Raw genomic sequence first — 25,163 nt, forward strand, 5'->3', positions numbered from 1 at the left:
TTAAGGTAAGGGCAAAAAAGAGGCCGAATTGTAATCACTTTAAGTTTGCTCGTCAACAAGCAAAAGCATCAAGCGTTAAAAATATCGGCAAATTATTCCTTAGTCAGTTATCCAAAGCTACCACTGAGTGTGGATAACTCTGTGCATGGACACTACATCTTGTGGATCCAGTGATCATAAAGCTGATCTAAGGCCGCCAATTATAGATCGATCTGGATCGCTTAATAAAGCTGGATTTAACGCTTTTTTAAAATAGGAGGATCCCGAGGGATCCTTTTGGATCGGTATTTACACAAAAAGACGATCTATCTGGGGATAAAGTTATTATAAGGATAGCGATCATTGTGATCTCACTATAGAATACCTTTCTTTGAGTGATCTTTTGGGGATAAGTACGTGGCGGTTTCACTTTGGCAGCAATGCATCGGGCGACTACAAGATGAGCTATCGGCTCAGCAGTTCAGTATGTGGATCAGACCTTTGCAAGCAGAGATGGATGGGGACACACTTGTTCTTTATGCGCCAAATCGCTTTGTACTCGACTGGGTTAGAGATAAGTACATCAATATCATCAATCAGTTCTTTACCGAACAGATGGGAAGCGATGCACCTAAGCTACGCTTTGATATTGGTAGCAGACCCTCTGCGCCTAAACCTATTCAGGCGACCGCTGCGGTGGTTAAGCCTAAGCTAGAGTCGAGCCCACAAAAAAGTCAGACTTCGTTTAATGTTAACGCTCCTGAGCCTGCAGCGACGGCTAATCACAGAAGTAATATCAATCCTACCTATCAGTTTGAGAACTTCGTTGAGGGTAAGTCTAACCAACTTGGTAAGGCGGCCGCTCTACAAGTAGCTGAAAATCCAGGTGGTGCTTATAACCCACTCTTCCTTTATGGCGGAACCGGTTTAGGTAAGACTCACTTATTACACGCTGTGGGTAATGGCATCATTAAGAATAAGCCGAATGCAAAAGTGGTATATATGCATTCTGAGCGTTTTGTGCAGGATATGGTTAAGGCATTGCAAAATAATGCCATCGAAGAGTTCAAGCGTTACTACCGTAGTGTCGATGCACTGTTTATCGATGATATTCAATTCTTTGCTAATAAAGATAGATCTCAGGAAGAGTTTTTCCATACCTTTAATGCACTATTAGAGGGAAATCATCAGATCATCTTGACCTCAGATCGTTATCCAAAAGAGATCGATGGTGTTGAAGATAGACTTAAGTCGCGTTTCGGTTGGGGCCTAACGGTTGCAATTGAACCACCAGAATTAGAAACACGTGTGGCGATCTTGATGCGTAAGGCACAAGAGAGTGGCATTAACCTCCCAGATGAAGTGGCATTTTTTATTGCTAAGCGTTTACGATCGAACGTTCGTGAGCTCGAAGGCGCATTGAATCGTGTTATTGCGAATGCTAACTTCACAGGTCGACCAATTACTATTGATTTTGTGCGAGAAGCCCTTAGAGATCTCTTGGCTCTGCAGGAAAAATTGGTCACTATAGATAATATTCAGAAAACCGTAGCTGAATACTACAAGATCAAGATGGCAGATATGCTATCTAAGCGTCGTTCGCGCAGTGTTGCTCGTCCACGTCAAGTGGCGATGGCACTGTCTAAAGAGCTAACGAACCATAGCTTGCCAGAGATTGGTGATGCTTTTGGTGGTCGTGACCATACAACTGTTTTGCATGCCTGTCGTAAAATTGCACAGTTACGTGAAGAAAGTCATGACACGAAAGAAGATTATGCTAACTTGATCCGTACGTTATCTTCATAAATCTGGGAAATTGGAACTGATGAAATTTTCAATTGATAGGGACGCCCTATTAAAGCCGTTGCAACTCGTTACAGGCGCGGTGGAGAGACGACATAACTTACCCATCCTGGCAAACCTTTTAGTAGAAGTGAGTGGTCACTCACTTAAGATGACCGGAACCGATTTAGAAGTTGAATTGGTTGGCCAGGTTCAGCTCGAAGGCGAGGTCCAAGAGGGACGCACCACGATTCCGGCGAAGAAATTCCTCGATATTGTTAAATCATTACCCGATCAAGTTGAGCTTAAAATTGAGCAACAGGAAAATCGCCTGTTACTCCGCTCTGGTCGTAGTCGCTTTACCTTAGCCACGCTTCCGGCGGAAGAGTATCCCAATGTTGAGGCATTCCAGGCTGAGATTGAGTTTACAATTAATCAGGGCACATTGAAGTCGCTGATCGATGCCACTCAATTCTCTATGGCTAACCAAGATGTTCGCTATTACCTTAATGGCTTGTTGCTTGAGACTGAGGGCAATGTGCTGCGTGCCATTGCGACCGACGGTCACCGCTTGGCGTTAAGTCACAGACAGATACAAGATACCTTGCCTGAAAAGCAGGTTATCGTTCCTCGTAAAGGTGTTGTTGAGCTTCAGCGTCTTTTTGAAGGTGAAGAGTTGGATATCACTATTGCGATTGGTGACAACGCAATTAGAGCGACGACAGCAAGCGCTGTGTTTACCAGTAAGCTGGTTGATGGCCGTTTCCCTGATTATCGTCGAGTTCTGCCTAAGGGCGGCGATAAGGTCGTGATTGCGAGCCGTAATCATCTAAAACAAGCACTACTTCGTGCCTCGATTCTGTCGAATGAGAAGTTCCGTGGTGTGCGTGTTCAGCTTGAAGAGAACTTAATTAAGATCACTGCCAATAACCCTGAACAGGAGGAGGCGGAGGAGATCTTAGATGTGGAGTATGAGAATACACCGCTTGAGATTGGCTTTAATGTGAGTTACCTGCTTGATGTGCTCAATAACCTACCCTCGGATGATGTGCGTATCACCTTAATTGATGGCAACTCTAGTGCCTTGATTGAGAATCACATCGAAGAGGACTCTATGTATGTTGTGATGCCGATGCGTCTGTAGAGCTTTACTGCAAAGCAATACTGAAAGTGCTTCTATTAAAAGACTGATTATTCAGTCTTTTTTTGTTTCTACTCCCCAGGTTAAATTTGGGCCTAATTTGATGATTTTTAGAGGCTTTGATGTCGCTTACGGATATGCTAATCTTCTTGGCTATTTTGCGTTTTATCAACAGACTTTCTTTGTTGCCTAAGCCAAGCATTTGGGTGTTAATTGAGTACTAAATGAGCCTGACACGTCTTCATATCGAAACCTTTCGAAATATTAGTTCTGCTCAACTGCATCCCAGTGACGGTTTAAATCTGATTTATGGGCAAAATGGCAGTGGTAAAACGAGTGTGCTTGAGGCGATCTACTTTCTGGGAATGGGGCGCTCCTTTCGGAGTCATCTATCTCAAAGGGTCATCCAGCACCAAGATGACAAATTAACCCTGTTTGCCAATCTGAGTTTGGGTGAGCAGGAGAGTAAAATCGGTTTGCGCCGTTTTAGAAGTGGCGAAACCGAGGTTAAGATCAATGGCGATAAGATAAAGCGTTTATCGACCTTAGCCGAGACTTTACCCATTCAGGTGATCACGCCAGAGAGTTTTTCTTTGCTGTTTGAGGGGCCGAAATCGAGACGTCAGTTTATCGATTGGGGAGCGTTTCATAGTGATAAAAGTTTTCACTCGGCATGGGCCAATGTGAAGCGAATTTTAAAGCAAAGAAATCAGCTACTTAAAAATCAAGTTTCCTATAGCCAGATTCAATTTTGGGATAAGGAGTTGGTGCGTTATTCTGAGCTGGTAACCCTGATACGAAAAGAATATGTAGACTCGTTAAATGAACAACTTAAGGGTATAATCGTAGAGTTTTTACCTCAGGTTGAAGTGAAAGTTTCATTTACACGTGGTTGGGACAGTAAAACGGATTTTGGACAACTGCTCGAGACGCAATATCTGAGAGATGTTGCGGCGGGAAATACAGGTAGTGGTCCCCATAAAGCCGACTTACGATTGCGTGTTGGCACCTTGCCCGTACAAGATGCCTTGTCTAGGGGTCAATTGAAATTGTTAGTCTGTGCATTACGTATTGCACAGGGAAAGTTGCTAAAACAACAAACAGATAAAAATAGTATTTATCTGGTGGATGATCTTCCATCGGAATTGGATGCGAAGCACAGGCAACTATTGTTGCAGCAATTGATGGATACCGGCGCACAGATTTTTGTCACCGCTATCGATCCTGCAGCGATAGTCGATTCGTTAACCACACCACCAAGTAAGATGTTCCATGTGGAACAGGGGTGTGTAACGGTAATAGATAAACCGACGAGAGAATAATATGTCAGAGAATAGTTACGATTCTTCGAGTATCAAGGTTCTAAAAGGCCTTGATGCGGTACGTAAGAGACCAGGGATGTATATCGGTGATACCGACGATGGTACTGGTCTGCACCACATGGTATTCGAAGTGGTCGATAACTCTATCGATGAAGCTTTAGCGGGCCATTGTAACGACGTTATCATCACTATCCATGCTGATGGTTCAGTATCTGTAAAAGATGATGGACGTGGTATCCCGGTAGCTATTCACCCTGAAGAGGGGGTTTCTGCCGCAGAAGTGATCATGACGGTACTGCATGCTGGTGGTAAGTTCGATGATAACTCTTACAAGGTTTCTGGTGGTCTTCACGGTGTTGGTGTTTCGGTTGTAAACGCCCTATCTAGCAAACTTCAACTTACTATTCGTCGTGATGGTAAGCTTTATGAGCAGTTCTATAACATGGGTGAGCCTGTTGAGCCGATCAAAGCGATTGGTGATGCAACAAACACAGGTACTGAGATCCGTTTCTGGCCAAGCAGTGAAACTTTCTCCGATACCCTGTTCCACTTCGATATTCTGGCCAAGCGAGTTCGTGAACTCTCTTTTCTAAACTCAGGTGTTGGTATCCGCTTAGTTGATGAGCGTGATAACAAGGATGAGTTTTTCAAGTACGAGGGCGGTATCAGCGCTTTCGTTGATTACTTGAATGTGAACAAGACTCCAGTTAACAAAGATGTATTCCACTTTATCCAAGAGCGTGAAGACGGCATTACCGTTGAAGTTGCTATGCAGTGGAACGATGGTTTCCAGGAGAATATCTTCTGTTTCACCAACAACATTCCTCAACGTGATGGTGGTACTCACCTTGCTGGTTTCCGTGGCGCGTTAACGCGTAACCTTAACTCCTACATGGAGCGCGAAGGTTATAACAAGAAAGGTAAAACTGGCGCGACTGGCGATGATGCCCGTGAAGGTTTGACCGCTGTTATCTCTGTTAAGGTTCCGGATCCTAAGTTCAGCTCACAGACCAAAGATAAGTTGGTATCGAGCGAAGTTAAGTCTGCCGTTGAACAGACTATGGGTGAGCAGTTAGGTGATTACCTAATGGAGCATCCAAACGAAGCTAAGCTGATTGTCGGTAAGATTATCGATGCAGCCCGTGCCCGTGAAGCGGCGCGTAAAGCACGTGAAATGACTCGTCGTAAAGGCGCATTAGATTTAGGTGGCCTGCCAGGTAAGCTTGCAGATTGCCAAGAGAAAGACCCTGCTCTTTCTGAAATATACATAGTGGAAGGGGACTCTGCTGGCGGTAGCGCCAAGCAGGGGCGTAACCGTAAGAACCAAGCGATTTTGCCACTTAAAGGTAAGATCTTAAACGTTGAGAAAGCCCGTTTCGATAAGATGCTTTCATCTCAGGAAGTGGTCACGCTTATTACCGCCCTAGGTTGTGGTATTGGCCGTGATGAATACGATCCTGATAAGACCCGTTACCACAACATCGTTATCATGACCGATGCGGACGTCGATGGATCGCACATTCGTACTCTGTTACTGACCTTCTTCTTCCGTCAAATGCCTGAGCTAATTGAACGTGGTTACGTTTATATTGCACAGCCACCGCTATATAAAGTGAAGAAAGGTAAGCAAGAGCAGTATCTTAAAGATGATCCTGCATTAACTGAGTACCTAACTAACTTGGCACTTGATGGTGGTGAGATCCATCCATCTGCCGATGCGCCTGCTATGTCTGGTGCACCGTTAGAGAAACTGGTTTATCAGTACCGTGAAGTTGAAGCTATCTTTGAGCGTCTTGAGCAGAGATATCCAAAACTATTGACTGAGCGTATGCTTTATCACCCAGCTCTAAGCCATGAGCTATTGAGTGATGAGGCTAAAGTTAAGCAGTGGTGTGATACCTATGTGGCAGATCTTGAAGATCGTGACACTGGTGGCGTTCACTACAGTGCTGAAGCGTTCCTCGATCCTGAGCGCAAGGTTTACCTACCTAAGGTGACTATCCGTAAGCATGGTATCGACACTAACTTCTTGTTTACTTATGACTTCCTTAACTCTCATGATTATGAGTTGATGACCAAGCTAGCCAATGCGCTTGAAGGTTTGATTGAAGAGGGTGGTTACGTTAAACGTGGTGAGCGTATGAAGGAGGTGACAACCTTCGTTGAAGCGCTTAACTGGTTAATGAATGACTCTAAACGTGGTCTATATATCCAACGTTATAAGGGATTGGGTGAGATGAACCCTGAGCAGTTGTGGGAAACTACAATGGATCCTGAGTCGCGCCGTATGCTAGTTGTGACTATCGAAGATGCGATTGCCGCTGACCAACTGTTTACCTGTTTGATGGGTGATCACGTTGAACCGCGTCGTGACTTTATTGAGTCTAACGCGCTGAACGTAGCTAACTTGGACGTTTAATAGATCTGCTACGCATCTCTATTGAGACCACTGCGTGGTAAAGATTTAGATTAAAGAAGAGCCTCAGAGAAATCTGGGGCTTTTTTATGTCTGGAACATTTATGTCTATTTGACAGGGATGTATACAAATAGACGTTGTATAGGGATATACTTATCCCCGAAGTACAGGATGTACTAGGAGGGGATTTATGTCTGGCCATGTAGTACATTTCCATACATCCATGTTGGTCACAGCGTTAGAGGGGGTTTATGTCTGGCCATTAATCTTCCCTCGGTAACAGCGTCCTGCGTTACTCTACCTTCTGAGTCCATTCAGTCGTACATTAATTGGCATTTCCGCCATCCGTGGCAGTCAGAACATTTATGTCATTCTTTGTATGTAAAAATACAGGGATGTATACAAATAGACGTTGCACATGGCAGCAAGTGTTCCTACCTCGCTGTGCAATTTACTTTGTATCTAACCAAGGATCACTAAAGGCTGGATTGTTGATAAACTCTTCATCGGTCAAGCTATGCAGAAAGGCCAGTAGCTGTTCTTTCTCTTTATCAGTTAAAGTAAACCCTTTAATAAATGGGCTCTTTAACGGGTTAAGTCTGCCATCACCTTGGTAGTCTCCATCGGTAATATTACGCCCACCAGCAGCATAGATCTCTAGTACCTCCTCGAGTGTTACCACGCTTCCATCATGCATATATGGTGCGGTTAATGCGATGTTTCGTAGGCTTGGCGCGCGAAAGCGACCATCATCCATGGGGTTTATCGTGATCTCTGCAAGTCCTCTGTCTTTTTCTGGATAGCCTAAATTTTGTGTCATTGTACCGCTGGTGCTAGCTAAACTTGGGCGCTCAGTATAGTAAAGCCCAGTATTGTGGAAGGGGCGTTTATCAAGAGGTTGCTTTTCATGGCTGGTGGATTGAGTAAAGTTAAAGCCTCCATGGCAGTGGTGACACTCTAGTCTTTCGGAAAAGAATAGATCCATACCAGCTAATTCTTGAGTGTTTAAAGCCTCATCCTGACCTTGATAGGCATAACGATCGAATGGGGAGTTTAGAGATAGCAGGCTACGAACAAAACTAGATAGAGCTTGAGTCACCTGAACAAAATCAACTTCTGACTTTGTGTTTGGAAACGCTTGTTTGAATAATTCGGGGTAGGGACTGCGTTGTAATCGAGCAAGTATCTCATCTTCATGCCCTATGGCACCCAACTCGATGGGGTTTTCACCAAAAATAGGCAGTAGTAGCTGCTGCTCTATATCGGTTAACCCATCGTGTGCCCAAGTTAAGGTTTTATTGTAAGCGATATTAATTAACCCTGGAGAGTTACGTCGGTGAAACTCCCCCGTGCTACCAACCGATACTGGCTTAGCTTCAGAGAATGCCAATGACTGTATGTGGCAACTGGCGCAACTTTGAGTCTGATTAGCTGATAGGGCTTTATCGTAAAAAAGGTAGCGTCCTAGCTCTACTTTAGCTTGGCTCATGGGGTTACTTTCTGGTACTTGTGGTTTGGGAAAACCCTGTGCAAGTGGCCATCGGTAATCTGACTTAGGTTCTGGTTGGCTTAATGTTGTGGCTAGATAGATCAGGGGAATAGAAAATACTAATAGTCCTAGCCATATCAATTTATTCATGACTGCCAACGCCAGATTTCAGAGCTGCTATTTATGCCTATTCTAGGTAATAGCTCTCTGCAGATAAGTGTGTGCGGGTCTGACATGCATGAGTCTTGCGTGATCTTTTGGTTATTTAGAGTTTCAGATAATAGGGGGGCGAGATCGAGCACTAAGCTGTTGTCACCTTGATAGGTTAAAGTGAACTTTGGTCTGTTGGGGTGATCGCACTCCTTCGTTGGTGCTCTCATTACACTGGCAGACTTACAACCTGTTGAACCTAAGTGAAATTGCCAACCTGTTTGGGGTTCTGTTTCCCTCTTTTTTGATTCATGTTTGGTGAGATCAAGTCTGAAAAATTTATGTCCCATCTGCCAAGTCCAAAACATATCGCTTTGATTCAGCGGGGATTGGCTTTTGAGCGGAGCTTGATGGTTCTGCTTAAAGGGAACACCTAGATTAAAACTGAACTCTCCTGGTTCTAGCGTGTGTTCAAATACGATTTGCCACTGGCCATCAGAGCGACAATCACTGCCTAGAAGTGCTAGGTTTTTCTGTTGTGTGAGGTGGCCATCTTGTACAAGGTAGATTGGTCTACCGTTATTTTTGAATTGACTCAGGTAGAACTGAATATTTTCTAGCCGCCATTGTGGTAGCTCTGGTAGAGCTTGATTGCAGTTTAATTCCTGCTCCCCCCACATAAGTTTAATGGGCAGTGTCATAGGTTTAGGGCTACACCCGCAAGAGAGTATGACTACAATTAAGACTATTGATAACTTTTTTATACGCTCAAATATACTTCCAACCCTACTGTTACTCACCACTCGCATTGTTACTTTCTTGTTGTTTGTATGTTAGCTTCTGAGCATACGAAATCTCAGCGTAAATTTCACTGAAATAATAGGAATAGAGGTGGATATGTCGACTAGATTGCAGATAAACCGAGTAATTACAGCTATATGGATTATATTTACTAGTTGTTTAGTTTGTAACTCTGCTATTGCACACTCGGAACATGATAAAGCTCGCTTTGTCAGTAATCAGGGGGAAGATACTGGTCTATGTGACAAAGTATTGCGCCCCTGTAAGACCATAGCTTATGCCGTAAAACACGCAAATAAAGGCGATCGTGTTTTAGTGGCTGATGGTGAGTACCACTTAAAAGATGTTGAAGATATCTTTCTGCTCACCAGTGGAATAGTGCCTGTAATGGGTGGCTATAACCGTTTTGACCACTATCAATCCCAAGCTCCACAACTCAATAAAACTCTGCTTGTCGGCGTTCCGACTGAGTTTGCAGATGAGCTTAGACTGAAAGGGTTTAGAGTGATCAATGATGGTATTGGTCAGTATGGAATTGAATTAGATGAGATGCTCAGCGCTCATCAGTCACTGCAGCAAAGCCATAGTAGTCAAACATGTGAGCAGGGAAAATCCGGTAACTTTAGCTGTGAGAATATCGATCTCGTTTCCCATATGGCTTTGAGTGCTTTTTCATCTTCACCGGCCGCAGCTAATGATATTTGGGGTCATGTTGATCTTAATACGGGTACAGAATACGCCTTGATAGGGTTGAGAAACGGCACCGCGGTAGTGAGTTTGGCCGATCCTGCCAATCCGGTAGAGGTTGGAGTTATCCCTGGTACTAGAACAAGTTGGCGAGATATCAAAGTATATCAATGGTTTGATAGTGACACTCTGCGTTGGAAGGCTCATGCTTATGTCGTATCAGAAGAGGATGCTGATCAGGTTCACATTATTGATTTGAGTCAGCTACCTAACTCTATTTCGAAAGTTGCGACCGATCGTGCCGTCACTTCGGCGCATAACGTCTACATTAGTCATGTCGACTATACGACCAATACAGCAATGGATGGTTTGTCTCCAGCATTACACATTGTGGGTCAAGATAATCAAGGGGGGGCATTTAAAACCTATGGGTTAACTGATCCCAAAAAGCTAAATACGCTATTTTCCCATTCAGGTGCAACGCGAGCTAATTATACCCACGATGCGGCTTCCATGGTGGTTGGTGATTCTCGGGCTCAATCGAGTTGCCAAACTGCTTTGTGTACTGTACTCATGGATTTTAATGAAAACTCCATGAGTCTGTGGAATATCTCTAATCATTCTCAATCTACTCAGCTTGCCGATGTAACTTACGATAACGTTCACTATGTACATTCAGGTTGGTGGAGTGAGGATAAGCGCTATGTTTTTGTTCATGATGAACTGGATGAGCAAAGGGCAGGCTTAAATACCACATTACGGGTATTTAACTTAGATAATCTTAAGTCACCTTCGCTAGTTAAGGTTTGGACGGGACCAACTAAGGCGATTGACCATAACGGTTATGTACGTGGAAACCGTTACTATATGTCTAACTATCAGCGTGGTGTGACAATTCTGGATATCAGTGACCCAACTGATCCACAACATGTGGGTTACTTCGATACTTTTCCTGCATCTGATGGCAATGCATTTAATGGAGTGTGGGGTGTATATCCTTATCTACCTTCTGGTTTGATCTTAGCGAGCGACATAACAAGTGGTCTATATGTGCTCAGAGATAATACTCAGAGTGCAACCTATGGTTCGAGCTCGTTCTCTACAAAAGAATCTACTCTCGCTGCTGGTGAAAGTGTGACTGTCACTGTTAATAGGCCTGCTGGAACGGGAGTTGTTAGCGTGGGGTATGAAACGTTAGGCGGCTCGGGTGTTATCAATCGAGATTTTGAACCGCTAGTTGGACGTTTAACCTGGGCGGCTGACGATAACGCTAGTAAGAGCATTGTGGTTAATACCATAGATAGCGGTCAAAATAAGGAGTTATTGGTTTTTGTTCGTTTGTTTGATCCGCAAGGTGGCTTAACCCTCGTAGCACCTAGCTATCACACATTAAGAGTGGGGAAGAACCCTGCTAAACCTGGGGTATTAGGATTTGCTGAGACAACTCAGAGCTTAAACGAAGGTGATAGCGCGACTAATGTCTCTGTGGTTAGGCTCACGGGAAGTGCTGGTGAGGTTAAGCTTGATTACAGCTTAGTGAGTGGAAGCGCTGTCGTCGGTGACGATATCGCCGATACCAGTGGCCAATTAGTTTGGGCTGACGGAGATGATGAAGCTAAAACAATTACGATTACGCCTATTGAAGATAACTTAGTTGAAGGCTCTGAAACGTTTCAAGTTGTACTTAAAAGTGTTGCAGGGAGTGAGCTCGGTGAATCTGAGTTAGCGGTGACCATAATTGATAACGATAGAGCCAATACGGCTCCAACGGTCAATGCGGGTGAAAACCGTGAGGTGAATGCTGGCGAAACAGTGACACTGTTAGCGACAGCAACTGATGCTGAAAATGACCCTATTACTTACTTATGGGAGCAGTCTGGAGGTGATAGCGTTTCACTGTCGGCAAATAACCTTGCTGAGATTTCGTTTGTCGCTCCAAGCCAGAGTACGTCACTAAGCTTTACTGTAACTGCTACGGACTCTTTTGGTGCGAGTTCGCAGGCTAGTGTGACTATTGAGGTTAAAGCTGCTGTCGTTGTCCCACCAACAGAGCCAAGTGGCTCGGGCGGTGGAGGCGCGATAACCTGGTTTGCACTATTTATGTTGTTCTTAATTGCAGGTTACCGAAGGACAAAATTCGATTAATAATAAAAAAGAGACTTTAAGGTCTCTTTTTTATTGGGTTTGAATGATCTGGTAAATGGATCTGGCAAACTCTAGCGCGTGTTCATTATCACCGTGGAGACAGAGGGTATCGGCTTTAACTGTCAAAGGTTGACCATCTAAGCTGGTGATTGGTTGCTGAGCGATAAACTGTTTCACTTGGGTTAATGCGGTCTGCCTATCGTGTATGACAGCCCCTTCCCGGTCACGGGGGGCTAGTGAGCCATCATTTAGATAGGCGCGATCGGCAAATGCCTCCTGAATCACAGTGAGTCCTGCAAGTTCAGCTTGCTTGACTAAAGGACTTCCCGCCAAGATCATCAACTTAAGGCTAGGATCTACCTGTTTAATCACCTCTATTAAAATAAGCCCCATAGCCTCATCCTTAGCGACTTTATTGTAAAAGGCACCATGAGGTTTCACGTGGAACATTTCGGCGTTCAGTCGCTCACAGACACTCTTTAATGCCCTGATCTGCTCTGATATAGACTCACGCAATGCCTGATTTGAGATATCCATGGGAGCGCGTCCGAAATTAATGGGATCCGGATAACTGGGGTGGGCGCCAATCTTGACGTTATTTTCGACTGCAGCTTTAACGGCAACAGTCATGGTTTGCTGATCGCCAGTGTGACCACCACAAGCGATATTGGCGGAAGTGACTATTTGGAGTAGGGCTTCATCATGGAGACCTCCTTCACCCAGATCGGCGTTGAGGTCGATAGGGTAGCTCTTCACGTTTACTCTCACCATAACCATATAACCTTATTAATATTTTCTACGAGCCATCGATGGCTCTTTGGAGGCGATAAAAGTATTGCTGCCACTCGTAGTTTGCATCATCGGCTTGGCTTGGGCTGACATGAACGAATCGAATGGTTTGTCCAGGTCGAGTTTGAGCCAGCTTCCATAAGTCAGCCTCTATCACAGTAGCAATTTTAGGGTATCCACCTGTAGTTTGTGCATCGGCAAGCAGAATGATGGGCTGACCCGATGGCGGTACTTGAACTACGCCTGGCATCACCGCATGAGAGTTAAGCTCATTGGCTGTACTTAGAGATAGCGCTTCGCCATTAAGCCGAGCTCCCATGCGGTTGCTGGCATTCGTTAGTTGCCATCTGTTGTGCCAGAAGGCTTTGCGGGATGCGGCTGTAAAAAGTGACATCTCTGGCCCAGGTAAAGCGCGGATCTCATCACTGTAACCTCTTTGCACTGCACCGATAGGCTTGGCGATAGGAAGAGGCTTACCGAGCTGTAGTCTGTCTCCTCGCACAAGCATTTGGGAGGTAGAGCCTTGCTTGTTAAGAGGTGAGTGCTGAATAATTCCGCCATCTATCGTCAAGTAAGCGCGCATTTTGGAACTTGGACCTTTGAGAGTTAAGGTTTCGCCAGCTTTGATTCTATTACGCCAACCATTCCAGATATTTCGTTCACCTATAAATATTTGATATTGAGCGCCGGTGACGACAAACCAGCTGTCACGGTTAAACTTAAGCTCCACTTTTCCGCTGGTCAGTTCAACTCCTTGAGTATCATCTGGATTGCCTAATAGTCGGTTTCCTAGGAGCAGTGCGTGACTATCCAGCGCACCGCCAATGGGGATCCCTAGATGCCGATATCCTGTTATACCTATGCCTTGGACTGTGCTAAATAGCCCTGGGGTGAGTACTTCAATATCCTCACTTGAGAGCGACACCTCTTTCTGGAGTTTGTTTATCATTGGGTAAACTCTAAACTGCTGACTTGTGTAAACCGTACCCTGTATCCGGGAGCAAGAAGGGTTGGATTCTTTGGGGTGTCAGGTGTGAACAGGGGAAGGTTGGTGCGGCCGATGAGCTGCCAGCCACCCGGTGCCTCTTGGGGGTAAATACCCGTTTGCTCGCCACCAATACCTACAGAGCCTGCCGGTATGGATAATCTTGGTGTGTTAAGTCTTGGGGTGAATAAGTGATTGTTAAGGCCATCTAAGTAGGGAAATCCCGGCTGGAAACCAAGAAATAGCACAGTGTATTCAGGGGCTGTGTGCATGCGGATCACCTCATTCGTGTCCAGCTGGTGGACTCTGGCAACTTCGTCGAGATCTGGCCCATATTTTCCACCGTAAACGACAGGGATCTCTATGCTTGGGTTATCAAGCTCTATGCCTGTGGTATCTCTCCAAAGCTCTGGCAGCCTCGCAATCCAGTCTGTCAGTTGATTGGCATCTTTAATAAATAGGGTCAGGTTATTCATCCCAGGGACAAGATCGGTAAAAGTGTTGTCCTCTCTGCACTTTTGAGCCAATTCCCAGATCCTGCTCTGAATGGTTAGCTTTGAGAGTGCTGGGAAAAGTTCGCTGCAGTCGAGTACGATTGCCCTCTCCCCTAAGCGATATACCTTAGGGCTGGTATTGCTCATTCTTGACCTTATTCATATTACATATTGTGTTTTAATAGTGTCGGTATTTGTCACTAGGAAAACAAGCTAGAAATCTTTTAATCTCATCGAGAGCCAATATATTTTGCTATACTTTAATACTATTAAATCGATAATTGGTCATAAAAATTGGTTAAGAGAATCATTAAAAAAATCTTTAATGTAAGAGACAAAACTCAGGTAGAGATGCCTAAGGCGCTCTCTACTGATCTCGGTTTTCAAACGCTTTCCTCTACACCGAAAAAAGAGCCGCTTAAGAGTAAAGCTCCCTCTTCTGAGCCATTAAAACTAGAGAGACGGGTTGATGTTTCTGCCCTGTTTTATGGCATGTTGTTTCCCTCTCAAAGTGGGGCCGAGACAGGTATTGCTAATAATCTTGAGAAGAGTGTTATCTCAGAGGTTGAGAATGCGCTTACCAGTCCTGCTGACATTGCAGAGAAAGTATTGAAGCTTCCCAGTCAATTGGCCGTTTTAGACCAAAAGCTTAAAGACGACAGTGTTGATATTGAGACTCTGTTGGAGGTGTTTAAGACTAAGCCTGTATTGAGCATTGAAGTACTTAAGCTATGTAACTCTCCTGCTTTTAAACGCTCAGATAAAGAGGTGACTAACCTGCAACAAGCTTTTGTTCAGCTAGGCCGGGAGCAGATTAGGCGCCTGGTTACGACATCTCTTATGGGAGAGATCGTCGAGATTAAGCCGATCTATTATCGCCGTTTTGGTCTACAGATATGGCGCCACTCTCAGCAGGTCTCCTATCTATCGGCAGAGTTTGGCAAGTGCGACCCTGACACGGCATTTATGCTGGGTCTGCTCCATGATGTGGGGAAAATTGCGATCTTTAAGATGCTATTAGATGCATTTCAATTGGCTGAACCCGGTGAGCAGCCTAGCTCTTCACTGTTTAAACAGGTGATGACCACAAAGTCGCTCAGCTTAAGTGCTTTGTTGGCAAAGCATTGGCAGCTTCCTGCTATCTTTGAAACGTCATTGAGTCAGCTTGCCAGTAGCCACTCTAAGCCATCAGATGAGCTTGCACTGGCTGTTTGGCGAGCAAACTTAATTAGCGAATGCTCAATGCTACTTCAGGCTAATCAGCTGGATGAGGATGATCTAAGCAGGTTGCTGATGGATGCAGGTTTGACCCGTGAGCAGTTCGATACCTACCATGAGAGGTTGAAAATGTTCTAAAAAAAAGCCCCAGTCTAGCTGGGGCTTAATCTTATTTACTGAAGCAGTGAGATATCTGCAGCGTGAAGGAACTGTTCGCGCAGGCTTGATAACAAGGCTAAGCGATTGTTCTTTAGGGCTTCATCATCTGCCATCACCATCACATCTTCGAAGAAGGTATCGACGCTTTCACGTAGATCGGCTAGCAAAGATAGCGCTTGCTGGTAGTTAGCTGCAGCAAACAGAGGTGCTAGTTGAGGTTGAAGCTCATTTAGCTTTTCAGCTAGTGCCTTTTCAGCGTTTTCCACCAATAGCTCACTGCTGATATCAGTGGCTAGTTCACCTTCAACTTTTGCCAGAATATTTGATACACGCTTATTCGCTGCTGCAAGTGCAGACGCCTGTTCAAGGCTTCTGAAGTGAGCAACGGCTTTAATACGGCTATCGAAATCAGCAGGGGCTGTAGGACGGCGAGCTAGTACTGCTAAAATCACATCTACGCTAACACCTTGATCTTGGTACCAAGCGCGGAAACGTCCCATAAAGAACTCAAGTACCTGCTCTGCGGCTTTATCATTCGTGAGATTATCACCGTGTAGCTCTTGTGCTTTAGCTATTAAATCAACAAGATCTAGTGGCAGATTATTCTCTAAACAGATACGCAATACACCAATTGCTGCACGGCGTAGTGCAAATGGATCTGCTGCACCTTTTGGTGCTTGTCCGATACCGAAAATACCGACTAAGGTATCTAGCTTTTCAGCCAGTGCAACACAGACTGAGATAGGCGCTGTTGGTACAGTATCGCCAGAGAACTTAGGCTTATACTGCTCAGCAAGGGCAACAGCGACGGCTTCAGTTTCACCGTTAAGGCGCGCATAGTGCATGCCCATAGTGCCTTGAAGATCGGTGAACTCCATTACCATGTTCGTCATCAGATCTGACTTAGAGAGTAGACCTGCACGTGAGGCTTCATCGCTATCTGCATCTATTGAGGCCGCAATATAGCCCGCAAGTTGTGAGATACGCTCAACACGCTGCTTGATTGTGCCAAGTTGTTTTTGGAAAACTACCGTTTCTAGGCTAGCAAGGCGAGACTCAAGAGTTTGTTTCTTGTCGGTTTCGAAGAAGAACTCTGCATCGGCAAGACGTGGACGAACCACTTTCTCATTACCAGATATGATCACTTGAGGATCTTTCGATTCGATATTAGTCACGAAGATGAAGTGAGGTAGTAATTGGCCAGCTTTATCGAAGACTGGGAAGTACTTCTGATCGCCTTTCATGGTGTAAACCAGGGCTTCTGCTGGTACATCGAGGAACTTCTCTTCGAAGTTTGCCGTTAGCACAACCGGCCACTCAACTAGGGAGGTAACCTCCTCAAGTAGATCATCTTCAAGATCTGCAACACCACCAATCTTAGCGGCTGCAGCCTCTGCATCTGTTTTTATGATCGCTTTACGCGCTTCATAATCGGCAAGAACCATGCCTTGCTCTTTGAGTGCAGACAGGTAGTTATCAGCATGATCTAACTCAAAACTCTTTTTACCCATGAATCGGTGACCACGAATAACACGAGCCGATTTAACGCCAAGGAGCTCACCTTCAACGAGCTCACTACCTAGTAACATAGTGACTGTGTGTACAGGACGGATAAATTGAGTCTTGCTTGTTCCCCAACGCATAGGCTTAGGAATTGGCAATTTATCGAGGGCGCGTTGTGCCATGTCATTGATAAGGCTTTTGGTTTCTACACCAACAACTTTAGCTTGATGAAGTAGCCATTCACCTTTATCTGTTTTTAGGCGCTCAGCTTGTTCAACGCTAATACCGTTACCACGAGCCCAGCCCATGGCGGCTTTAGTTGGGTTGCCATCGGCATCAAATGCTTGGGCAATCGCAGGCCCACGCTTCTCAACGACCTTGTCAGCTTGCGCTAGAACTAATTGGTTTACAGTAAAAGCTAGGCGGCGAGGGGCTGCGTGCCACTGGGCCGATTCGAAGCTTAGTTCTGCTTTTTCAAGCTCATCGGTAAAGTTGCTAACAAAAGATTCTGCCAGTTTGCGCAGGGCTTTTGGAGGCAGCTCTTCGGTACCAACTTCAATGAGTAAGTTTTCATAATTCATTCTATATACCTCTACTTACACATTGGGAAGCCAAGGGCTTCACGGGCTTGATAATAGGATTCTGCTACGCCTTTGGCCATAGTACGAACGCGGAGAATATAACGTTGGCGCTCTGTTACTGAGATTGCGTGGCGAGCATCTAGCAGGTTAAATGCATGGGATGCTTTCATTACCTGCTCATAGGCTGGTAGTGGAAGTGGCTTCTCTAAGGTCAACAGACGCTGACAAGCGACTTCACAGTCATCAAACATCTTAAATAGTACATCGACGTTAGCATGTTCGAAGTTATAGGTTGATTGCTCAACTTCATTTTGGTGGAAGATATCACCATACATTACTTTGCCCATAGGGCCATCGGTCCACACTAGGTCGTAAACACTGTCTACTTCCTGAATATACATAGCCAGACGCTCAAGACCGTAAGTGATCTCACCGGTTACTGGGCTACATTCAAGTCCGCCAACCTGTTGAAAATAGGTGAACTGTGACACTTCCATGCCATTTAACCAGACTTCCCATCCTAGGCCCCAAGCGCCCAGTGTTGGTGACTCCCAGTTATCTTCTACGAAGCGGACATCATGGACGTTCATATCGACGCCAAGGGCTTCAAGTGAGCCTAGGTAGAGCTCTTGAATATTGCTTGGTGAAGGTTTTAGAACGACCTGATACTGGTAATAGTGCTGAAGGCGATTTGGGTTTTCACCGTAGCGACCATCAGTAGGGCGTCGACATGGCTGTACATAAGCACTGCTCATTGGCTCAGGACCTAATGAACGTAGGAAAGTTTGTGGGTGGAATGTACCAGCACCAACCTCCATGTCCAGAGGTTGAACGATAGCGCAACCTTGCTGCGCCCAGTATTCCTGCAGGGTCATAATGAAGCCCTGGAATGTCTTTACGTCATGTTTCGTCGTCATGTCTACTATCTACGCCGTCAAGATGAAACCAACCTCTCAATTATGCTATTTCAGCATGCTGAGCTAGTTTGGAAATTTAAAAAATGGTTTCGATTATACCTTGAAGAAAAAGGCATATGTAGGTTATTTTTTATCTCATCAAATAAAATTTGGAATTTATTACCATGGAAAAGCAACGTTGTAGCTGGGTTGGGGCTGATGATCTATATCAAGCCTATCATGATGAGGTGTGGGGAAGGCCTGTTTTTGATAGCCAAGAGCTGTTTGCTAAGCTCTGTCTCGACGGTCAACAGGCAGGTTTATCTTGGATCACTATCCTTAAAAAGCAGCATAATTATGAAGCCGCTTTCGCTAATTTTGATCCTGCCATCATCGCTAAGTTTGATGATGACAAAGTTGAGGAGTTACTGCTTAATAAAGGGATTGTGCGTAACCGATTAAAGGTTAACTCGATCATCAAAAATGCTCGTGCTTATATGACTCATTTTTCTGACACCCAGGGTGATGATTTCTCTAGGTTTATTTGGAGTTTTGTCGGGGGGAAGCCCATAGTTAACAAGTTTAACTCTATGTCAGAAGTGCCTGCTCAAACCCCTGAGTCAGAAGCTATGTCTAAAGCTCTGAAAAAACTAGGTTTTAATTTTGTTGGACCAACTATCTGTTATGCCTTTATGCAAGCTGTGGGCCTGGTGAACGATCATACAACAGATTGTTTTTATTATGATTTAAGCGAAAAGAGGAAAAGCTAAGAAAGATCCTAGGTACTAGGAAGGGTATAGGCTGAATGCTTTGCTCACGGATTACGGAACGCTCGCAAGTTCACTTACGGAAAAGGTGAAAAGATTAGGATCTCATTTTAATCAAATTATGCTATTAGATTAAAAGTTACCTTATAAGGACAATTTTTTATCCGTCATTCAGAACTTGTTTGAGGATCTACTTTCTTTGCTTTTGTCTTTATCAGCTTATAAATAAAAAGGAGTGTTCCACGTGGAACACTCCTTTTTACATTTGGAAGTCTTTGGCTTTTCACAAATCTACATCGCGAAGCGATTTCAATTATTTTTTAGCTTTTTCACTTAAAAAATAATTTTTATGAAATATAATTTCGCGCCCAAAGTTAGCCAGATTTTAAAATTCAAAACCGCTCTTAAAGTTCAAAAAAGAATGGCTTTCGCTTATCTTCCTCTCCATTTAATTGATCCATGGTCTCGGCATTATAAAGTTTGCCATTGACCATAGTGTGGGTGACTCTGTCTGTGACTCGAATATCTTCCAGCGGATTACCGTCAATAACTATCAGGTCAGCAAGTTTCCCCTGTTTGATCGAGCCAATTTGATGATCCATTGCAAAATGTTTTGCAGGATTGATCGTGGCAGTTTTGAGCACTTCGAGATTACTCATTCCACCTTGAGCAAACATCCACATCTCCCAATGAGCAGCCAGACCTTCACGCTGACCATGGGCACCGATATTTGGCTTAATGCCTAAATCGTTCATCTCATTGGCAACTCGTGCCACATTGAAATGGTTGTAATGTTCATCTGGTGCCGTTGGTCGACGCATAGAACGCGCTTGTAGTAGATCCCCTGGCACATATTGAGAGAGACGAGGATGAGACCAAACATCTGTTTTATCATACCAGTAGTTCTCACCCGAGATACCGCCGTAAGCAACTACCAGAGTAGGGGTGTAACCCACTTCAGTCTGACTCCAGAACTGCTTAATGTCATTGTAGATGGCACCAGCTGGAAGTGAATGCTCGATACCTGTATGACCGTCAGTAATCATCGTCAGGTTATGTTGCAGTAAGCTTCCGCCTTCTGGAACCACCATCATCTCAAGTTCACGGGCAGCTGCTATCACTTGTTGTCTTTGGTTACGTCTTGGTTGGTTGTAGCTCTTAACGCTGAAAGCACCGACTTTCTTAAGACGTTCTAGATGGAATTTAGCATCGTCGAGTGAGTCTATGTGTGAGGTATAACCCGGTGCATTTGCACCATATAAAATGGTACCGGTTGAGAAGATACGAGGGCCAGCAATATTACCTGCTTTCTGCTGTTCAGATGCGGCAAAGATCTCGGTTGTGTCATTGGATGGATCATGAATGGTAGTGACACCCAGTGCAAGATTTGCGTAGAGCTCCCAATTTTGCTGCGGGATAATCTCATTTTCGCCCTGTGAGCCATGAGCGTGAGCATCAAATAGACCCGGCATCAAACTCTTACCTTTAATGTCGATCACCTGAGCATCACTTGGTATCTCTATACTGGCATCACCAACGCTGACAATATGGTTATCTTTGACTATTACGACGCCATTTTCTATTACTTTATCATCTTCCATTGTGATGATATTGCCACCGACAAATGCAACTGTTCCACGTGGAACATCTGCTTTTTGGGTAAATCCAAGATCGGTAATTTTTGGCTCTGTTGCTTTATCTGCTTTACTATTAGAAGCAGTGGTATCCGTTCCATAGGAGTTGTCGACTGCCACTTGGTAAAGTTCGGGGCCTAAAGTCCAGTAAAGTTGGTCACTATCATTGTTCCAGCTAATACTCTCACCAGCACGAACGCTGAGTTGAGTTACTGGAAGGTTATTGGCTTTAGGACCGATATTGATGGTCTCACCATGCTTAGCAAAAGGGGTGACAAAAACTTTAAAGCGCTCAGCGAAGGCTAATTGCTTTCCATCGGGAGAGACACGAAACTCTGTGGCATGCTTACTGGTATAGTGAACACGTTTTTGAAAACCGTTTAGGTTGATGGAAGCAAGTTCTGGTGTTTCACCGTGATCCATAAAGTAGACACGATCTGAGTCAGCACCAAATTGCGGTTGATAGCCGTCAGGAGTGATCTTAATACTCTCTTTACCTTTGATATCGACGCGGTAAAGTCCGGTTTCTTGAGACCAAGTTCTCGGAGTGATATAACCGCCTTTAGCCTTGCGATAAACCACGAATGAACCGTCAGGAGAGAAGGTGGGCTCTACATATTTGCCAGGCTCTTTGGTTAAGGTTTTAACCCGCTTGTTTCTGACATTAACGATACGAATACTACCTTGCTCTTCATCATCCCATGTTGAAAAGACAATGCTTTTCCCGTCACGTGACCATTGAGGAAATAGTTCTCTTAGTTCGGAATCGAGTTTAGTTAGTCGTGTTCGCTTGCCATTAGAGAGGGATTTGACCCAAAGTTTACCCAATGCTTCATAGACGACTTTTTTACCATCTGGTGATACCTGCGCCATTCGTAGCATCTTCACATCGAACTTATCTTGATCTAAGTTTTGAGTGAAGCGCACTGCAGGTTGCACATCGAGTTTAGTCTTAATCGAGAAGGGGATCTGCTTAACTGACTTTGATTCAACATCTAGCTTATTGATCTTGCCGCCAGCCCAGAAGACAATCTCTTCGTTGTCACTGGTCCAACTCATGCTTGGGTAGACACCATGAATAGCCCAAGTCTCCTGCATATCTCTGTCGAGTTTACCGTAAAGCTTATCGATTTTACCTGACTTAAGATCTAGCAGGTATAAAGATGACTGAAATCCATCGCGTTTGATATAGGCGAGTTTAGTACCATCAGGACTTGGTGTTGGGCGAATGGCACCACCAGTTCCTTCGATTAATACCTCAATATCACCGGTTTGAGTATCATAACGCTTTATCTTGTAGATCCCTTTGACCGAATCTTTTGAGTAGTGGAAGGTTTTTCCTGGGGTCGCATCTTGGCTGAAGTAGATATAACGGCCGTCTGGAGAGTAGGCGGGTTCACCTAGATCTTTCTGTTCATTAGGTCGCTCTGTCAGTTTGACGCCTTCACCACCAGCAACATGGTACATCCAAACTTCACCAGCGCCTAAGCTACGTGAACCTGTGTAGTGTTTACGGGCAACTAGGTATTGAGAGTCAGGGCTCCAGGCTGGGCTATTGAGCAGCCTAAATGTTTCCTCTGTTACCGCTCTAGGCTTGCTACCATCTGCTTCCATTATCCAGATATTATCGCCACCATCTTCATCTGAGGTGAAAGCGATATATTTACCGTCTGGGCTATATACTGGCTGCATCTGCCAAGCGATACCTTCAGCGAGCACTTTGGCTTCGCCACCCTCTATAGGCATCTGGTAGATATCACCTAGCATGTCGAATACGATATTTTTACCGTCAGGGCTGACACTGACGTTCATCCAAGTGCCTTCGGTTACATTGATATCGACTTTCTCTAATGGTGCATTGGCTGGTGCATTGACCTGCCATTTGGCCTCTTTTTTATCACTAGGTTCTTCGGCAAAAGAGGGAGAGCTGAAGCTGAGTGCTATCGCGGCGCATAGCGGCGTTAATTTATGTTTTAACATTGGGTCCCTGATCCTTATTATTATTCATTTAACAGCGCTTTCTTTATTTGGTTTCGGCTGCGTTTGAGTGCGTGAAATATGAAATTTTTAACTTACCTGACCTGTCATTACTTTGTTATATGTAACAAGGCTGTTTTTGTATGCTGTATGCAGGTTAAATATTTGACGTTATTTATCGCATATTTAGCCGAGTAGGAAAACAAAAACAGTGTAGTAATTTTGTTAATGAATGTTGAGTTGAGCCTAATACTAGGCTCAAAAAAGGATGGATAACTTGGGGCTGATACTGATGACTGTTAATGTATTTAAGATTAGCTGATAAATGAAAGTTGCTCTGGAACCTCTGAAATGGTGACAAGGTCGCCTTGAGATATTTGTGCATCATTGAGTACCCGGCAGGTAACACCACCTCGCCAATCTGGAGTCAGGGCTTTCTCTAAGCCAGCTTGTGCTATCTCCATCTTTTTGCAGGGATCGGTTTCTCCTGTGATAAGCAGCTCTAGGCTTCCAATCTTTAATAGCTTGCCTCTATCTGAAGATGAAAAACTATAATCTTGGATAAGTAGGTTGGCGCGCCGTGTTACCCATGGAAGTGGTTTATCAAGCTCAAGACAGACTAGGTTCCATTGATCCTGTGACATTACGGTGACCTGTCGCTTTCCTGGTCGGCCAAAAAAATCCTGTTCCACGCCAGCTGATTTGGTAACTTGAGCGGTCTCGACAAGCGTCATTGGACCTTGCCTTACCGGTTTAAATCCTATGGCAGTTAGTGTTGGCATTTTGGCTCCTTGCTTTCATGTTCTTAAACAACTGAAAGCTTAGGTTCGCCTATAAGCCTTTTTGGATCAAGTATTGATATGGTGTTGTTTCTGTTTGGCTGGCAAGCAACTTATGATCCATAAACTCGCAGAAGCTTGGAATATCACGGGTCGTTGCAGGGTCATCAGCAATGATAAGTAAGGTTTCACCTTGAGCCATCTTACGCACTGATTTGCGAACCATCATTACCGGTTCTGGGCATCTAAGTCCAAGTGCGTCGAGTTGATGTTGTGCTTCTGAAAATTGATTGCTCATGTGTGTAGCCTAATTGCCAAGGTCGTTTTAACAGGGGAGGCTAATATTACGCTAGCCTTAAAAGTATGCCAAGTTAGGCAAGTGATTTTGTGAAGTTATGCCTCACAAGTGGCAGATGTTCCACGTGGAACATTTAGATGCTAAACCGTAAGAGGGGTAAAGTTTGCCTTGGTTAACTGCTGCAAACTCATAGGAGTCAGCTCGATATCAAGTCCACGCTTACCACCACTGACATATATCTGTTTAAGTGATTCTGCACTGATATCAATGAAAGTGGCAAGAGGGCGTTTTTGACCTAATGGACTGACGCCACCAAGCACGTAACCCGTTGAGCGTTCCACCTCCTGAGCGGATGCCATCGCAGCCTTCTTTACTCCAGCAGCTTTGGCTAAGAGCTTCATATTGAGCTTCTCCGCTACAGGAATGATGGCGACAACGAGTTTTTCATTGTCGAGTTTGGCCACTAAGGTTTTAAAGACCAATGAGGGGGCTAAATTTAACTTAGCGGCAGCCTCAATCCCATAAGCGCCTGCATTGGCATCATGGTGATATTCAAGGATACGATACGCTAGTTTTGCACGTTTCAGGCTGTTGATTGCTGGTGTCATAACTCAATGCTCATTAGGTGATTAGATCTCGCTGCATGATCAATAAATCGATGCCACAGTATTTTACCTCCTCTACAGCTTTCCACCCCATCTTTTTATAGAGTCCCCCTGAGAGGTCTTCAGTTTGTAAGTAAAGCTGTTGGACGTTTAACTGCTTAGCCTTGGTAACGATAGCTTCTATTAGAGCTTGGCCTGCACCATTACCACGATGAGACTCACACACATAAACGCCTCCTAACCAATGTGAGTCGCTAGGGTAGCGAGAATTTTCCTGAAATCTAAGTTGAGCAGCGGCGATTAAAGATTGGTTTTTAGTTGCGACTAGCATCAATGGAATAGTGTCGGAATTGAGATACTCGGCGAGTTTGATCTCAAGAGCAGTTGTGGAGCGACTCTCCTTGCCAGAACCATCATCGATATAGCCCCACTCATCGCTATACCATTTTGCGATTTTAGGAATAAGATCAGGCTTATCCTTAAGTAAGTTAATCTCCATATTATCTACCTAGTTATCGTATGTTTATGGATACAATAGCTTGATGAATTTTTACTGTAAATAAAA

The 25,163-nt window shown here is 44.5% G+C and carries 19 protein-coding genes; 7 read left to right on the forward strand and 12 right to left on the reverse strand.

Annotation, left to right across the window (positions count from 1 at the left end; genetic code table 11):
* Positions 1-396: 396 nt before the first annotated feature.
* From dnaA to gyrB, 4 genes are all read left to right on the forward strand, one after another.
* Entirely contained in the window at positions 397-1,785 is a 1,389-nt protein-coding gene (gene dnaA / locus SWOO_RS00005) for a chromosomal replication initiator protein DnaA (RefSeq protein ID WP_012322651.1), read from the forward strand.
* Positions 1,786-1,804: 19 nt separating this feature from the next.
* Positions 1,805-2,905, forward strand: a complete 1,101-nt coding sequence (gene dnaN / locus SWOO_RS00010; RefSeq protein ID WP_012322652.1) for a DNA polymerase III subunit beta — start codon at positions 1,805-1,807, stop codon at positions 2,903-2,905.
* Between the two features lie 221 nt (positions 2,906-3,126).
* A complete protein-coding gene (gene recF, locus SWOO_RS00015; RefSeq protein ID WP_012322653.1) occupies positions 3,127-4,224 on the forward strand; it encodes a DNA replication/repair protein RecF in 1,098 nt (365 codons plus the stop codon).
* Between the two features lies 1 nt (position 4,225).
* On the forward strand, positions 4,226-6,643 hold the full coding sequence (gyrB, locus tag SWOO_RS00020; RefSeq protein ID WP_012322654.1) for a DNA topoisomerase (ATP-hydrolyzing) subunit B: 2,418 nt from the start codon (positions 4,226-4,228) through the stop codon (positions 6,641-6,643).
* A gap of 449 nt (positions 6,644-7,092) precedes the next feature.
* Here gyrB and SWOO_RS00025 read toward each other — a convergent pair whose 3' ends face one another.
* Both SWOO_RS00025 and SWOO_RS25345 read right to left on the reverse strand, forming a co-directional pair.
* A complete protein-coding gene (locus tag SWOO_RS00025) occupies positions 7,093-8,280 on the reverse strand; it encodes an MbnH family di-heme enzyme (RefSeq protein ID WP_012322655.1) in 1,188 nt (395 codons plus the stop codon).
* Positions 8,277-8,981 carry an MbnP family copper-binding protein gene (locus SWOO_RS25345; RefSeq protein ID WP_181950441.1) on the reverse strand — a complete coding sequence of 235 codons (705 nt, stop codon included), beginning with the start codon at positions 8,979-8,981 and terminating at the stop codon, positions 8,277-8,279. The genes SWOO_RS00025 and SWOO_RS25345 overlap by 4 nt, the downstream gene beginning before the upstream one ends.
* A gap of 196 nt (positions 8,982-9,177) precedes the next feature.
* On the opposite strand from SWOO_RS25345, the gene SWOO_RS00035 reads away from it, so the two are divergent.
* Complete coding sequence (locus tag SWOO_RS00035) at positions 9,178-11,913, forward strand: choice-of-anchor B family protein (protein WP_012322657.1); 2,736 nt, start codon at positions 9,178-9,180, stop codon at positions 11,911-11,913.
* 30 nt (positions 11,914-11,943) lie between these two features.
* Here the strand turns inward: SWOO_RS00035 and pxpA are convergent, their stop codons facing one another.
* The 3 genes from pxpA to pxpB are packed head-to-tail and all read right to left on the reverse strand — an operon-like array spanning position 11,944 to position 14,328.
* Positions 11,944-12,684 carry a 5-oxoprolinase subunit PxpA gene (gene pxpA / locus SWOO_RS00040; protein WP_012322658.1) on the reverse strand — a complete coding sequence of 247 codons (741 nt, stop codon included), beginning with the start codon at positions 12,682-12,684 and terminating at the stop codon, positions 11,944-11,946.
* A gap of 25 nt (positions 12,685-12,709) precedes the next feature.
* Positions 12,710-13,651 (reverse strand): 5-oxoprolinase subunit C family protein, encoded by a 942-nt coding sequence (locus SWOO_RS00045; protein WP_012322659.1) that lies wholly within the window; start codon positions 13,649-13,651, stop codon positions 12,710-12,712.
* Positions 13,648-14,328, reverse strand: a complete 681-nt coding sequence (gene pxpB, locus SWOO_RS00050; RefSeq protein ID WP_012322660.1) for a 5-oxoprolinase subunit PxpB — start codon at positions 14,326-14,328, stop codon at positions 13,648-13,650. Before pxpB ends, SWOO_RS00045 begins: the two co-directional genes overlap by 4 nt.
* A 147-nt stretch (positions 14,329-14,475) precedes the next feature.
* Between pxpB and SWOO_RS00055 the strand changes: the two genes are divergently transcribed.
* Complete coding sequence (locus SWOO_RS00055) at positions 14,476-15,537, forward strand: HDOD domain-containing protein (protein WP_041417421.1); 1,062 nt, start codon at positions 14,476-14,478, stop codon at positions 15,535-15,537.
* A 35-nt stretch (positions 15,538-15,572) separates the two neighbouring features.
* Here SWOO_RS00055 and glyS read toward each other — a convergent pair whose 3' ends face one another.
* Positions 15,573-17,642 carry a glycine--tRNA ligase subunit beta gene (glyS, locus tag SWOO_RS00060; RefSeq protein ID WP_012322662.1) on the reverse strand — a complete coding sequence of 690 codons (2,070 nt, stop codon included), beginning with the start codon at positions 17,640-17,642 and terminating at the stop codon, positions 15,573-15,575.
* 11 nt (positions 17,643-17,653) lie between these two features.
* Complete coding sequence (glyQ, locus tag SWOO_RS00065) at positions 17,654-18,559, reverse strand: glycine--tRNA ligase subunit alpha (protein WP_041417424.1); 906 nt, start codon at positions 18,557-18,559, stop codon at positions 17,654-17,656.
* A 164-nt stretch (positions 18,560-18,723) separates the two neighbouring features.
* Here glyQ and SWOO_RS00070 point away from each other — a divergent pair, with 164 nt between their 5' ends.
* Positions 18,724-19,308 carry a DNA-3-methyladenine glycosylase I gene (locus SWOO_RS00070; RefSeq protein WP_012322664.1) on the forward strand — a complete coding sequence of 195 codons (585 nt, stop codon included), beginning with the start codon at positions 18,724-18,726 and terminating at the stop codon, positions 19,306-19,308.
* A gap of 401 nt (positions 19,309-19,709) precedes the next feature.
* On the opposite strand, the gene SWOO_RS00075 is transcribed toward SWOO_RS00070, so the two are convergent.
* The 5 genes from SWOO_RS00075 to SWOO_RS00095 form a co-directional block, all read right to left on the reverse strand.
* The gene (locus tag SWOO_RS00075; RefSeq protein ID WP_012322665.1) at positions 19,710-22,919 is read right to left on the reverse strand and encodes an amidohydrolase family protein; all 3,210 of its coding nucleotides are present in this window, start codon (positions 22,917-22,919) and stop codon (positions 19,710-19,712) included.
* A gap of 311 nt (positions 22,920-23,230) precedes the next feature.
* The gene (locus tag SWOO_RS00080; protein ID WP_012322666.1) at positions 23,231-23,698 is read right to left on the reverse strand and encodes an MOSC domain-containing protein; all 468 of its coding nucleotides are present in this window, start codon (positions 23,696-23,698) and stop codon (positions 23,231-23,233) included.
* A 49-nt stretch (positions 23,699-23,747) separates the two neighbouring features.
* Positions 23,748-23,993 (reverse strand): sulfurtransferase TusA, encoded by a 246-nt coding sequence (tusA, locus tag SWOO_RS00085; protein ID WP_012322667.1) that lies wholly within the window; start codon positions 23,991-23,993, stop codon positions 23,748-23,750.
* A gap of 140 nt (positions 23,994-24,133) precedes the next feature.
* The gene (gene ybaK / locus SWOO_RS00090) at positions 24,134-24,601 is read right to left on the reverse strand and encodes a Cys-tRNA(Pro) deacylase (protein WP_012322668.1); all 468 of its coding nucleotides are present in this window, start codon (positions 24,599-24,601) and stop codon (positions 24,134-24,136) included.
* A gap of 13 nt (positions 24,602-24,614) precedes the next feature.
* Positions 24,615-25,097 carry a GNAT family N-acetyltransferase gene (locus tag SWOO_RS00095; protein WP_012322669.1) on the reverse strand — a complete coding sequence of 161 codons (483 nt, stop codon included), beginning with the start codon at positions 25,095-25,097 and terminating at the stop codon, positions 24,615-24,617.
* Between the last annotated feature and the right edge of the window lie 66 nt (positions 25,098-25,163).

Origin of the sequence: Shewanella woodyi ATCC 51908, assembly GCF_000019525.1 — a bacterium.
Taxonomy (GTDB): domain Bacteria; phylum Pseudomonadota; class Gammaproteobacteria; order Enterobacterales; family Shewanellaceae; genus Shewanella; species Shewanella woodyi.

Excerpts from the sequence above, each read along its gene's own strand:
- SWOO_RS00080 (WP_012322666.1), bottom strand. The coding sequence starts at position 23,698 with ATGCCAACACTAACTGCCATAGGATTTAAACCGGTAAGGCAAGGTCCA.
- SWOO_RS00095 (WP_012322669.1), bottom strand. The coding sequence starts at position 25,097 with ATGGAGATTAACTTACTTAAGGATAAGCCTGATCTTATTCCTAAAATC.
- dnaN (WP_012322652.1), top strand. The coding sequence starts at position 1,805 with ATGAAATTTTCAATTGATAGGGACGCCCTATTAAAGCCGTTGCAACTC.
- recF (WP_012322653.1), top strand. The coding sequence starts at position 3,127 with ATGAGCCTGACACGTCTTCATATCGAAACCTTTCGAAATATTAGTTCT.
- pxpB (WP_012322660.1), bottom strand. The coding sequence starts at position 14,328 with ATGAGCAATACCAGCCCTAAGGTATATCGCTTAGGGGAGAGGGCAATC.
- SWOO_RS00045 (WP_012322659.1), bottom strand. The coding sequence starts at position 13,651 with ATGATAAACAAACTCCAGAAAGAGGTGTCGCTCTCAAGTGAGGATATT.
- SWOO_RS00035 (WP_012322657.1), top strand. The coding sequence starts at position 9,178 with ATGTCGACTAGATTGCAGATAAACCGAGTAATTACAGCTATATGGATT.
- pxpA (WP_012322658.1), bottom strand. The coding sequence starts at position 12,684 with ATGGTGAGAGTAAACGTGAAGAGCTACCCTATCGACCTCAACGCCGAT.
- SWOO_RS00075 (WP_012322665.1), bottom strand. The coding sequence starts at position 22,919 with ATGTTAAAACATAAATTAACGCCGCTATGCGCCGCGATAGCACTCAGC.
- glyQ (WP_041417424.1), bottom strand. The coding sequence starts at position 18,559 with ATGACGACGAAACATGACGTAAAGACATTCCAGGGCTTCATTATGACC.
- SWOO_RS25345 (WP_181950441.1), bottom strand. The coding sequence starts at position 8,981 with ATGACACTGCCCATTAAACTTATGTGGGGGGAGCAGGAATTAAACTGC.
- ybaK (WP_012322668.1), bottom strand. The coding sequence starts at position 24,601 with ATGACACCAGCAATCAACAGCCTGAAACGTGCAAAACTAGCGTATCGT.
- tusA (WP_012322667.1), bottom strand. The coding sequence starts at position 23,993 with ATGAGCAATCAATTTTCAGAAGCACAACATCAACTCGACGCACTTGGA.
- SWOO_RS00025 (WP_012322655.1), bottom strand. The coding sequence starts at position 8,280 with ATGAATAAATTGATATGGCTAGGACTATTAGTATTTTCTATTCCCCTG.
- gyrB (WP_012322654.1), top strand. The coding sequence starts at position 4,226 with ATGTCAGAGAATAGTTACGATTCTTCGAGTATCAAGGTTCTAAAAGGC.
- glyS (WP_012322662.1), bottom strand. The coding sequence starts at position 17,642 with ATGAATTATGAAAACTTACTCATTGAAGTTGGTACCGAAGAGCTGCCT.
- SWOO_RS00070 (WP_012322664.1), top strand. The coding sequence starts at position 18,724 with ATGGAAAAGCAACGTTGTAGCTGGGTTGGGGCTGATGATCTATATCAA.